Origin of the sequence: Oerskovia sp. NPDC056781 (assembly GCF_042789955.1) — a bacterium.
Taxonomy (GTDB): Bacteria; Actinomycetota; Actinomycetes; order Actinomycetales; family Cellulomonadaceae; genus Oerskovia; species Oerskovia rustica.
This window is the reverse complement of sequence record NZ_JBHUAD010000006.1, coordinates 1-12012: the sequence shown is the minus strand read 5'-3', so window position 1 is coordinate 12012 and position 12012 is coordinate 1. Positions and strand designations below refer to the sequence as shown.

Below are 12012 nucleotides of genomic sequence, written 5' to 3'. Positions count from 1 at the left end.
CGTGAAGGTCATGTTCCTGCTGTACGAGGACGAGCAGGTCTGGGCCGCGGCCTCCGCGGACGACCGGTCGCGGTACATGGTGCAGCACGACCAGTTCGCGGCGTTCCTCCGCGAGCGCGGGACCCTGGAGGCCGCCGAGGCGCTGAGCACGGTCTCGGCGGCGACCACGGTCCGGCGACGCGGCGGCGACGTCGTCGTGACCGAGGGCCCGTACGCCGAGCTCACCGAGCAGCTCGGCGGCTTCTACCTCGCGGACCTGCCGAGCATCGACACCGCGATCGAGGCCGTCGCCCTCCTGCCGCAGTACACGGTCGAGCTGCGCCCGGTCGTGGACGTGGACGACCTGTGAGCCGGCGCCTCGGAGACCACGGGTGACGGAGACCGACGACGCGCTCTCGGCCGCCTGGCGGGAGCACTGGGCGCGGTTGCTCGCGATGCTCATCGCGCGCTACCGCCGCCCCGACCTCGCCGAGGAAGCGCTCGCGGACGCGTACGCCGCCGCGGCCCGCACCTGGCCCGTCGACGGCGTGCCGGACTCCCCCGCCGCCTGGCTGCGCACCGCGGCCGGGCGGCGGGTCCTCGACCGCCTGCGCGCAGAGGCTGTCGCCGTCCAGAAGGTCCCGCTCATGATCGTGGAGGCGAGGTCCGCGGCGGACGCCTCGGACGCAGTGCCCGGCCCGCCCGACGACGGCGCGCACCTGCCCGACGAACGGCTGCGGCTCGTGTTCTCGTGCTGCCACCCGGCGCTGTCGGTCGAGGCGCGCACGGCGCTGACGCTGCGGTTCGTCGCCGGTCTCCCGGTCCCGGACATCGCGCGCCTCTTCCTGGTCCAGGACTCGACCATGGCCGCTCGCCTGACGCGCGCGAAGAAGCGCTTGGTCGCGGCGGGCATCCCGTTCGAGGTCCCGCCGCCCGGGCGGCTGGGCGAGCGGCTCGACGACGTCGCCTCGGTCCTGTACCTGACCTTCACCGCGGGCTACGCGCCGGGTACGGGGAGCGACGTCCTGCGGGTCGCGCTCGCGGGCGAGGCGATCCGTCTGGGGCGCCTGCTCGACGAGCTGCTGCCGGGCCGCCCGGTGGTGCGTGCGCTGCTCGCGCTCATGGTGCTCCAGCACTCGCGCCGGGACGCGCGGACCGCGGCCGACGGGTCGCTCGTGCTGCTCGCGGACCAGGACAGGTCGCGGTGGCACGGCGAGGAGATCGCGTCGGGCCTCGCGCTGCTCGCGTCCGTGCCCGACGACGTCACGGGCCTCGCGTACGAGTACCGCCTCCAGGCGTCGATCGCCGCCGCGCACGCTGTCGCGGGACGTGCCACCGACACCGACTGGGGTGCGATCGCCGACCTGTACGCGGAGCTGGAGGTGGCCACGGGCTCGGCGATGGTGCGGCTCGCGAGGTCGGTCGCGGTCGCCGAGTCCCAGGGGCCGGCCGTTGCCCTCGCTCTGATCGACGACTTCGAGGGCATCGACGAGGTCCTGCGGACGAACCACCGGCTGCCCGCGACCCGGGCCGAGCTGCTGGTGCGGGCCGACCGACCGGAGGAGGCGGCAGTGTTCTTCGAGGAGGCCGTCCGTCGCTGCGGCAACGCGGCCGAGCGCGAGCACCTGACGCGCCGTCTGGCCGAGGTGCGCGCTGCCCCACGTCGGTGATCTCCTGCTTCCCGAGGTCTCCCCGTCCCGCCGATCAGTTCCCCAGCACCCCGCCCCCCAGCGACAGCAGCACGGGCAGCAGACCGATCAGGACGAACGCCGGCAGGAAGCACACTCCGAGCGGCAGCACGAGGTGCACGGCGAGCCGCGCCGCGGCCTGACACGCGGCGGCCTGCTGGTCGCTGCGCAGCTGCTCGCCCGCCGCGCGCAACGCCTCCCCCGGCGCCGCGCCCTGCTCCCACGCGAGCCCCAGCGCAGACTGCACCACGGCCAACCGGGCAGGCGCGCCGACCCACGCCTCGGCCCACCCTGCCCCGAGCACGACCGCAGCCCCCGCGCGGTGGAGCGCGGCGCCGTCGGGCCCTCCGACGGCCTGCCCCACGGCCTCGAGCGCACGCGGGACGCTCGTCCCCGCCCGGACCGCAGCCGCGAGCAGCTCGAGCAGGACTCCGATCTCCACGGAGCCCACGGGCCCTGTCCGGCCCCCCGCGGCACGTCCGCCCCTCGTGAGCTCGTCGAGCCGCACTCCGACACCGGCCCGCGCGGCCCACCACGCGCTCGACGCGACGAGGCACCCGCACGCGACCGCCACGACCAAAGACCAGTCGACGCCCAGAGACAGGTCGACGCCGAGAGACGGGTCGACGCCCAGGGACCACGCGCTCACGGCGGCGCCCCCACCGCACGGGCTCGTGCCACGAGACGCCACGACCACCGCCGACCGACGAGGAGGAGCACCGCTCCCGCGAGCAGCCCGGCAGACCCCACGCCCCCGCCGAGTGCCGTCGCGAGCGGGTCCACTCCCAGCGCGACCCCGAGCAGCACCCCGACGAGCGGCAGCCACAGCAGCACGCGCGCCGTCGCGGCGGGACCCGCGAGCGAGGCCTCTCGGTCGGCCCGGGCCTCGGACTCGGCCGCGAGCGCCCGCGCGATCGACTCCAGGACCTCGCCGAGCGGCGCGCCGACGTCGGCGGCCAGTCGGCTCGCCGCGACGACCGCGGCGACCTGCCCCTCGGCCTCGACCGCCCCGCGAGCACTGACCACGGTGAGCAGGTCCCGGCGGTCTGGGACCCCCTGCTGGTCGACGCGCACCCCGGCGGCCGAGACCCAGGCGGCTCCGGGGGCGGCCCCTGCGCGCAGCAGCGAGGCGACGTGAGCGACGACGAGACGCACCGAGGACGTGGCTGCCGTGCGCCGCCACGCGAACAACCGGGCTCCTCGGCCCCCGCGGTCCGGACGCCCACCGGCGACCTCCACCGCCGCGCGCCCGGAAGGCGCGACCGCGACCCACACCACGCACGCGACGAGCAGGCCGAGGATCACGCCCCGCCCCACCGGTCGACGAACGCGTCCCACCCGGCCCCGTAGACCGGGTCCTGCTCGCGGTCCCACGTCGCGACGGGATCGACCACGAGCTCTCCACGGGCGTCGCGCCGCACGACCCCCATCTCGGCGAGGTACCGCACCCGCCCGGACCGCCTCAGGTGCAGGACCACGTCGAGCGCACCGGCTGCCTGGGCCGCGACGGCCTCGCGCGGCATGCCCGCGAGCGCGGCGAGCGCCTCGAGGCGTGCGGGGACCACGGCCGCCGCGTTGGCGTGAATCGTGGCGAGCCCGCCGTCGTGCCCCGTGTTGAGCGCCATGAGGACCTCACGGACCTCGGCGCCGCGGCACTCGCCCAGGACGATGCGGTCGGGTCGCATGCGCAGCGCGTTGCGGACCAGGTCGGCGAGGTCGACGGCGCCGGCCCCCTCGACGTTCGGGCGTCGGGCGGTGAGGGGCACGACGTGCGGGTGGTCGGGGACGAGCTCGCGGGCCTCCTCGACGCACACGATGCGCTCGTGCCCGGGGACGAGGGACAGGAGCGCCGCGAGCAGGGTCGTCTTGCCCGTTCCCGTGCCGCCCGAGACGAGCATGTTGGCGCGTTCCGTCACGAGGCGTCGGAGCACCGGTGCCCAGCACCGGTGCAGGCCTCCTGAGTCGACGAGCTCGTCGAGCGTGAAGGCCCGGGAGCGGAGCACGCGCAGCGAGATCACGGCCCCGGACTCGCACACGGGCGCGATCGCGGCGTGCAGGCGCGTGCCGTCGGGCAGCCGGGCGTCGACGAGAGGGCTCGCGTCGTCGAGCCGCTGCCCGCCCGCGGCGGCCAGCCGGACCGCGAGCGCCCGCACCTGTGCGGGGCTCCCCAGGTGCAGGGGGACCCGCTCGAGCCCCGCGCCACGGTCGATCCACACCTCCGCGGGTGAGTTGACGAGGACGTCGGTGACCTCGGGGTCGTCGAGCAGGGGCTGGAGCGGCCCGGCACCGTAGAGCTCGGCGCGGGCGCGCCGGGTCAGGTCCGCGAGCGCGGTGCTGCCGAGCACCCGGCCCGAGCGGCGCAGGGCCGCGTGGAGCTGGGCGTCGTCTGCTGGGGCGCCCCCGACGAGCTGCCCGCGCACCTCGGCGAGCAGGGCGTCGTCGAGCGCGTCGCCGGTCATGCGGCGCCACGCGACGCGACGCCGGCCCCACCGACCGAGACGGCCAGCTCGGTCCCGGCACGGCCGAGGGGTCGCCGGGCCCGGACGTCGGGCCCCTCGCCGCGCTCGACGCGCGCGGCGTGCCCACGGTCCCAGGGGACGACCGCTGCGAGCGGCAGCCCGACGACGTCGCCCACGTCCCACGGGTCGAGGCGCCCGGGTGCGGGTCGCCGTGCCACGAGGCGCAGGGCGCGTCCGGCGCCCTGCCGGGTCGCGAGCGCCGCGGTCGCGACGGCCCCGGCGACCGAGGGCAGGTCGAGAGGGGTCACGAGGAGGAGCGTGTCGCAGGCCCCCACGAGTGTCGCGTTCCGGGTGCCCGCGGAGTCGGCCCCGTCCAGCACCGAGCGCGGCAGGTCGAGGACCAGGACGTCGCACGCGTCCGCGAGGGCCGAGCAGACGTCCACGACCACGCCGTCGTCGAGCGTCACCGGGTCGGCGCGGTGCGCGCTGAGGACGGGCACGTGCCGCCAGGCGGGCAGGAGCCCGGCGAGCGCGGGACCGTCGACGGTCCCGCGCGCGTCGCGCAGGTCGGACCAGCGGGGCCCGTCCCGGTGGTCGATCCCGAGCAGCACGTCGATCCCGCCGCCTCGTGTCTCGAGGTCCACGAGCACGGTGCGCCGTCCTGCCCGCCGCAGCCCGTCCGCGAGCACCGCGGTCACCGTGCTCGTCCCCGCCCCGCCGCGTGCGCCGATCGCACCCACCACGGCTGCCACTGCCCTGCCCATGGACGTTCCCCCCTGTCGCCGGCCCGGGACCGGGCCGGGTCCATCCTGGGGCGAGACGCGTGCGCGTGGGGGCTGCGCCGTCGGGCCTGTGGAAAACCTGCGCCGTGCCGCGCCTGTGGGCGACCGCCCGGGACGCCCTCTGCTCAGCGGGCGAGCGCGAGGTACTGGTGCGCGTACGCGATCACCATCCCGCCCTCACCGACTCCCGCCGCGACGCGCTTGACCGAGCCCGAGCGCACGTCGCCGATCGCGAAGACCCCCGGAGCGCTCGTCTCGAGCGCGAACGGTCGCCGGTCGGCCGTCCACCCCGGCGCGGCCGCCGCGTCCCCGCCCGTGAGGACGAACCCGTGCGTGTCGCGCGCGACCTCGGACGGGAGCCAGCCCGTGACCGCGTCGGCGCCGATCATGACGAACACGACGGGCAGCGCGCGCCGGGTCGTGGTCCCCGTCGCGGAGTCCAGCACGTCGAGGGACTCGAGGGCCCCGTCGCCGTACAGGTCGGTGATCTGGTGCCGCGTCTCGACGCGGATGCCGGGGTTCGCGGCGATCTGGTCGATCAGGTACCGCGACATGCTCGCCCCGAGGGACGGCCCGCGCACGAGCATCGTGACCGACCGGGCGTGCCGCGAGAAGAAGATCGCGGCCTGCCCCGCGGAGTTGCCCGCCCCGACGATGCAGACGTCCTGCCCCTGCGCGAGCGCGGCGTCGCTGCGGGCGGCCCCGTAGTACACGCCGTTGCCGAGGAAGCGGTCGACCGACGCGAGCGCGAGCGAGCGCCACTCGACGCCCGTCGCGACGATCACCACGGGAGCGACGAGCGAGTCGCCGCCGTCGAGCACGACCCGGTGCGCGCGCGGGTCTATCGCGCCGACCGTGCGCGTCACGACGATCTCCGCCCCGAGGCGCTGCGCCTGGGTGAGGGCGCGGCTCGCGAGGTCGTCCCCCGAGATGCCGTACGGGAAGCCCGTGTAGTTCTCGATGCGGGTCGACGTCCCGGCCTGGCCGCCCGGGGCGAGGCTCTCGACGACGAGCGTGCGCAGCCCCTCGGCCGCCGCGTTGACCGCCGCGGTCAGCCCCGCGGGGCCGGCCCCCAGGACGACGACGTCGTACTCGTCGTGCGCCGGTTCGACGGCGAGCCCCACCGCACGGGCGACGTCCCGCATCGCGGGGTCGGCGAGCCGCGTCCCGTCGCGGAGCTCGAGCACGGGGTGCGCGAGGCCGTCGGGCTCGTCCTGCGGCTCGACCACGACCCGGTCGAACGGGACGTGGTTGCGCGTCAGGAACGTCGCGAGGCCCCGGACCCGCGCGTCGAACCGAGGCCCGATCACGCACGCCTCCGCGACGGGCTTCTCCGACGCGTGCGCCTGGAGCGCGTCGAGGTAGGAGCGGGCGAGGCTCGCCACGTGGTCCGGCACGGAGGGTGCCATGGCCGCGAGGGTGTAGAAGACGGCGGCCTCGAGCTTGATGATGCGCGACGCCTCGGTCGCCCGCCCGCTCGCCGGGAACGCCGTGCTCAACGTCATGGGGACCTCGCCGAAGAACATGCCGGGAGTGCGCACCCCGATCACGCGCTCGGCGCCGGCCACCATCTTGGTGATCTCGGCCCTGCCCTCGATCACGACGAAGAACGCCCGCTCGTCGCCCTCGTGCGCGAAGTACTCCCCCGGCAGGAGGCGGATGTCCTCGACCGCGCCCACGAGGAACTCGAGCGGCTCGGGCGGCAGGGGCTCGAACATCGCGACGGCGCGGAGCTCGGCGAGCGTGATCATGCGTGCCTCCAGCGGACCGGGTCACAGTGGTGACCGGCGACGCGGCCTCGGTGCCGCGGAGCCGTCACCGGCGAACGTACCGCGCCCCGGTGCGCACGACATCCGCTCACCTCGGGACCGCCCTGGAACCGGGACATTCCGCCCCGCCGGTCGCCGGTTGCGGCTAGGCTCGCCGGGTGACCCATCTCCAGGACTCACCGCAGCCCGGCCACCGCCCCACGACCGGCACCCACGAGGGGCGCCCTCGGAAGGTCGCCGCGTTCTTCGACCTGGACAAGACGATCATCGCGACGTCCTCGACCGCGGCCTTCTCCAAGCCCTTCTACGCGGGCGGGCTCATCAGCCGCGGCGACGTGCTGCGCAGCGCCTACGCGCACTTCCTCTACATGGTGGGCGGTGCAGATGCCGACCAGACCGAGCGCATGCGCGCGCACCTGAGCGCGCTCGTGACGGGCTGGGACGTCCGGACCGTGTCCCAGATCGTCGAGGAGACGCTGCACGAGTACATCGACCCGGTCGTGTACGCGGAGGCCGTCGACCTCATCGTGAGCCACCACGACCGGGGCCACGACGTCGTGATCGTGTCCGCCTCGGGGTCGGAGGTCGTCGAGCCCATCGCCGCGGTCCTGGGCGCCGACCACTACGTCGCGACCCGCATGGAGATCGTCGACGGACGGTACACGGGCGAGATCGACTTCTACGCGTACGGCGAGAACAAGGCCATCGCGATCCGTGAGCTCGCCGAGGTGCACGGCTACGACCTCGACGCGTCCTACGCGTACTCGGACTCGATCACGGACGCGCCCATGCTCGCCGAGGTCGGGCACGGGTTCGCGGTCAACCCCGACCGCACCCTGAGACGCCTCGCGGGCGAGAGCGGCTGGGGCACCCTGACCTTCACGCGCCCCGTCACGCTGCGCACCCAGCTCTCCCCGCCGCGTACCGCGGCGGTGGTCGGCGGTGCCGTGACGGCCGTGGTCGTGGCGTGGCTCGTGTGGCGGGCCGTGCGTGGGCGCTCGGGCGGCGCGTCGCAGGAGGGCACCGCCGCGTAGGAGAGCCCGTGCCCGACGGCGGAGCACGGGTCGCGAGACCTGCTCACCACCGGGCGTCGCGCTGAGGTCCCTGACGGCGTCGGCGTTCGAACCGAGTCCTCGTTGTCCGGGTCCTCCCGGCTCGGGATCGAACACCTCGTGGAGGTTCCCGCGTTCCGCTCCCCACCCCTTGCGCGGCACCTGGGACAGGCGTATCACAGAGGGACAACAGCACCAGGGGCGGGCGGAACCCACGCGCGAGAAGTCCACGCATAGGACTGGCTGACCGGGCTTGACCCGTTGCAGCACCTACCCTCGCAGCACGCTTGCTAACCCTCGCCCCGCTGGCGAGCACGGCGTCCCTCCGGGGGCGCCGTTCCCGTGTCAGGGCGTGCCAGAGCCTCGGCTGTGGCACGTTCGAGCGCCGCCGGTCGCGTCGCCGGTCACGTCGCCGCTTCGCCCGCCCGCCTGCACCCGACGGTCGCCCGCGCCGAATACCCTGGCTCCATGACCTCAGCGCCGAGCGTTTCCTCGTCCATCACCGTCCGCCTCCAGGTCGAGGCCAGGCCCACCGCGGTCAGCGAGCTCACGACCGCGATCGAGCAGACCGGTGGGATCGTCTCGGCGCTCGACGTCACGGCGTCGGGCCACGAGCGCATCTCGGTGGACGTGACGGTCGCGACGCGCGGCGAGTCGCACGCCGAGGAGATCGTCGAGGCCCTGCGCGTGCTGCACGGGGTCAGCGTGGAGCGGGTCTCGGACCGCACGTTCCTGCTGCACCTGGGCGGCAAGCTCCAGATCGAGTCGAAGGTCCCGATCCGCAACCGTGACGACCTGTCGATGATCTACACGCCGGGCGTCGCGCGCGTGTGCGAGGCGATCGCGGCCCACCCCGAGGACGCGCGCCGCCTGACGATCAAGCGCAACACGATCGCGGTCGTCACGGACGGCTCGGCGGTGCTGGGCCTCGGGGACATCGGACCGCTCGCGTCACTGCCCGTCATGGAGGGCAAGGCCGCGCTCTTCAAGCGGTTCGCGGACATCGACGCGTTCCCCATCGCGCTCGACACGCAGGACACCGACGAGATCGTGCGCACGGTCAAGGCCATCGCGCCGGTCTTCGCGGGGATCAACCTCGAGGACATCTCGGCGCCGCGCTGCTTCGAGATCGAGCGCCGGCTGCGCGCCGAGCTCGACATCCCCGTGTTCCACGACGACCAGCACGGCACGGCGATCGTCGCGCTCGCCGCGCTGACGAACGCGCTCAAGGTCGTGGGCAAGGACCTGGCCGAGGTGCGGATCGTGCTCTCGGGCGCGGGAGCCGCGGGCACGGCGGTCCTCAAGCTGCTCCTGGCCGCGGGCGCGCACGACGTCGTGGTCGCGGACGTCGACGGCGTGATCCACCCCGACCGTCCGCGTCTGTCGCCCGCGCTCGCGTGGACAGCGATCAGCACCAACCCGCGCCGCGTGAGCGGCACGCTCGTCGAGGCGCTCGCGGGGGCCGACGTCTTCATCGGCGTCTCCGCCCCGGACATCCTCACGGGCGACGACATCGCGACCATGGCACCGGACTCGATCGTGTTCGCGATGGCCAACCCCGTCCCGGAGGTGGACCCGGTCGAGGCCGCGCAGCACGCCGCGATCGTCGGCACGGGCCGCAGCGACTTCGCGAACCAGATCAACAACGTGCTCGCGTTCCCCGGGGTGTTCCGCGGCCTGCTCGACGCCCAGTCGCACAAGATCACCGACACCATGCTGCTCGCGGCGGCCCGCGCGCTCGCGTCGACGATCCACGAGGACCAGCTCAACCCGACGTACATCGTGCCGAGCGTGTTCAACCCCGAGGTCACGACCGTCGTGGCGGCCGCGGTCGAGGCCGCGGCCCGCGCGGAGGAGGCCGCCGCGTCCTGAGGGCGCGCGTCGGCACGGGCCCGCTCGCCGAGTGTGCAGTTCGGGCTCTTGCTCGCGCGTGGAGACAGCCCGAAGTGCACACTCGGCGTGGCCCGATGCCCTCCCTCCGGTGCTCCCGCAGGGCCGGACCCGAGCGCGACGACTTGTGGGCTTTTGTCAGCACCTTCTCCCATTTCGAGAAACAGTGACCGGGGTCACCTGATGGGGTCTAGACTCGGCCCGGTCGGGGCAGGACAGGCCCCGTCGCTCGACGTGTCTCGCACCCCTCCCACCACCTCGCGGGCGGAGGGGATCTCACGTCACGAGCCCCGCACCAGAGTCGATGCGCACCGGAGGTAAGAGTGCCTGAGAATGTGACCACCACCGAGAACCAGGTCGACGGGCAGCCCGAGTCGCCGGGTCTGGAGAACCTCCTCCACGAGGAGCGCAGCTTCCCGCCCAGCCCCGAGTTCGCCGCCCAGGCCAACGCCCAGGCCTCGCTCTACGAGGAGGCCAAGGCAGACCGTCTCGCGTTCTGGGCACGCCAGGCCACCGACCTCGTGTCGTGGAGGACCCCGTTCACCGAGACCCTCGACTGGTCGAACGCCCCCGTCGCCCGCTGGTTCGCCGACGGCACCCTCAACGCGGCGTACAACGCGGTGGACCGTCACGTCGAGGCGGGCAACGGCGACCGGGTCGCGATCCACTTCGAGGGCGAGCCGGGCGACACCCGCACCGTCACCTACGCGGACCTGCAGCGCGAGGTCTCGCGCGCGGCCAACGCTCTGGGCGCTCTCGGCGTGACCACGGGCGACCGCGTCGTCATCTACCTGCCCATGATCGTCGAGGCCGTCGTCGCGATGCTGGCCTGCGCCCGCATCGGGGCACCGCACTCCGTGGTCTTCGGCGGGTTCTCGGCCGACGCGCTGCGCAGCCGCATCGCGGACGCCGAGGCCAAGGTCGTCATCACCGCGGACGGCGGCTACCGTCGCGGTGCCGCGTCGGCGCTCAAGCCCGCGGTCGACGAGGCCCTCGCTCCCAAGGAGGGCGCCGAGGCCACGACGGTCGAGCACGTCCTCGTGGTGCGGCGCACCGAGCAGGACGTGAAGTGGACGCAGGGGCGCGACGTCTGGTGGCACGACGCCCTCGAGGCGGCCGACGTCCAGCACACGCCCGTGTGGGTCGAGGCCGAGCACCCGCTGTTCATCCTCTACACGTCCGGCACCACCGGGAAGCCCAAGGGCATCCTGCACACGACGGGCGGCTACCTGACGCAGGCGTCGTACACGCACAAGAACGTGTTCGACCTCAAGGCCGAGACCGACGTCTACTGGTGCACCGCGGACATCGGCTGGGTCACGGGCCACTCCTACGTGACGTACGGGCCGCTGCTCAACGGCGCGACCCAGGTCATCTACGAGGGCACACCCGACTCCCCGCACCAGGGCCGCTGGTGGGAGATCATCGAGAAGTACAAGGTCTCGATCTTCTACACGGCCCCCACCGCGATCCGCGCCTGCATGAAGTGGGGCGAGGAGATCCCGAACAAGTACGACCTCACGAGCCTGCGCGTCCTGGGCTCGGTCGGAGAGTCCATCAACCCCGAGGCCTGGATGTGGTACCGCCGCGTCATCGGCGGCGACAAGGCCCCGATCGTCGACACGTGGTGGCAGACCGAGACCGGCGCGATCATGATCTCGCCCCTGCCGGGCGTCACGGCGACCAAGCCGGGCTCGGCGCAGGTCCCGCTGCCGGGCATCGTCGCGGACGTCGTCGACGACAACGCGCAGCCGGTCCCGAACGGTGGCGGCGGCTACCTCGTCCTGTCGGAGCCGTGGCCGTCCATGCTGCGCGGCATCTGGGGAGACCTCGAGCGCTTCAAGGACACCTACTGGTCCCGCTTCCAGGGCATCTACTTCGCGGGCGACGGCGCCAAGAAGGACGAGGACGGCGACATCTGGCTCCTCGGCCGTGTCGACGACGTCATGAACGTCTCGGGCCACCGCCTGTCGACGACGGAGATCGAGTCCGCGCTGGTCTCGAACCCGCTCGTCGCCGAGGCCGCGGTCGTGGGCGCCACGGACGAGCTGACCGGCCAGGCAGTCGTCGCGTTCGTCATCCTGCGCGGCGAGCACGCGGCCCGTGCGGCGGACCCGGAGGGGGCCGCCGCAGTCGAGCTCGAGCTGCGCAACCACGTGGCCAAGGAGATCGGGCCCATCGCGAAGCCCCGCAAGATCCTCGTGGTCCCCGAGCTGCCCAAGACGCGGTCCGGCAAGATCATGCGCCGCCTGCTGCGCGACGTCGCCGAGAACCGCACGGTCGGGGACGCGACGACGCTCGCGGACTCGTCCGTCATGACGCTCATCGCGTCGGGTCTGGCGAAGCCCGCCGGCTCGGAGGACTGAGGCGGCCCGGCGCGCCGAGCTGGTCGG

10 protein-coding genes are annotated in these 12012 nt (G+C 74.0%); 5 read left to right on the top strand and 5 right to left on the bottom strand.

Annotation, left to right across the window (positions count from 1 at the left end; genetic code table 11):
• Window positions 1-10 precede the first annotated feature (10 nt).
• Window positions 11-349 (top strand): YciI family protein, encoded by a 339-nt coding sequence (locus ACFRCR_RS01215; protein ID WP_377674844.1) that lies wholly within the window; start codon window positions 11-13, stop codon window positions 347-349.
• A 22-nt stretch (window positions 350-371) separates the two neighbouring features.
• Entirely contained in the window at window positions 372-1649 is a 1278-nt protein-coding gene (locus ACFRCR_RS01210; protein WP_377674802.1) for an RNA polymerase sigma factor, read from the top strand.
• Between the two features lie 34 nt (window positions 1650-1683).
• On the opposite strand, the gene ACFRCR_RS01205 is transcribed toward ACFRCR_RS01210, so the two are convergent.
• From ACFRCR_RS01205 to ACFRCR_RS01185, 5 genes are all read right to left on the bottom strand, one after another.
• Entirely contained in the window at window positions 1684-2316 is a 633-nt protein-coding gene (locus tag ACFRCR_RS01205) for a type II secretion system F family protein (RefSeq protein WP_377674800.1), read from the bottom strand.
• Window positions 2313-2972, bottom strand: coding sequence for a hypothetical protein (locus tag ACFRCR_RS01200; RefSeq protein WP_377674798.1), 660 nt, complete (start codon window positions 2970-2972; stop codon window positions 2313-2315). The genes ACFRCR_RS01205 and ACFRCR_RS01200 overlap by 4 nt, the downstream gene beginning before the upstream one ends.
• Window positions 2969-4126 (bottom strand): TadA family conjugal transfer-associated ATPase, encoded by a 1158-nt coding sequence (locus ACFRCR_RS01195; protein WP_377674796.1) that lies wholly within the window; start codon window positions 4124-4126, stop codon window positions 2969-2971. Before ACFRCR_RS01195 ends, ACFRCR_RS01200 begins: the two co-directional genes overlap by 4 nt.
• A complete protein-coding gene (ssd, locus tag ACFRCR_RS01190) occupies window positions 4123-4890 on the bottom strand; it encodes a septum site-determining protein Ssd (protein ID WP_377674794.1) in 768 nt (255 codons plus the stop codon). Before ssd ends, ACFRCR_RS01195 begins: the two co-directional genes overlap by 4 nt.
• Window positions 4891-5033: 143 nt before the next feature.
• Window positions 5034-6659: an FAD-dependent oxidoreductase gene (locus ACFRCR_RS01185; RefSeq protein WP_377674792.1), complete on the bottom strand. Its 1626-nt coding sequence runs from the start codon at window positions 6657-6659 to the stop codon at window positions 5034-5036.
• A 176-nt stretch (window positions 6660-6835) separates the two neighbouring features.
• Between ACFRCR_RS01185 and ACFRCR_RS01180 the strand changes: the two genes are divergently transcribed.
• The 3 genes from ACFRCR_RS01180 (at window position 6836) to acs (ending at window position 11985) form a co-directional block, all read left to right on the top strand.
• Window positions 6836-7711 (top strand): HAD family hydrolase, encoded by an 876-nt coding sequence (locus tag ACFRCR_RS01180; protein WP_377674790.1) that lies wholly within the window; start codon window positions 6836-6838, stop codon window positions 7709-7711.
• 486 nt (window positions 7712-8197) lie between these two features.
• Window positions 8198-9601 carry an NAD-dependent malic enzyme gene (locus ACFRCR_RS01175; RefSeq protein ID WP_377674788.1) on the top strand — a complete coding sequence of 468 codons (1404 nt, stop codon included), beginning with the start codon at window positions 8198-8200 and terminating at the stop codon, window positions 9599-9601.
• Window positions 9602-9954: 353 nt separating this feature from the next.
• Window positions 9955-11985 carry an acetate--CoA ligase gene (gene acs, locus ACFRCR_RS01170; RefSeq protein ID WP_377674786.1) on the top strand — a complete coding sequence of 677 codons (2031 nt, stop codon included), beginning with the start codon at window positions 9955-9957 and terminating at the stop codon, window positions 11983-11985.
• Window positions 11986-12012: the final 27 nt, after the last annotated feature.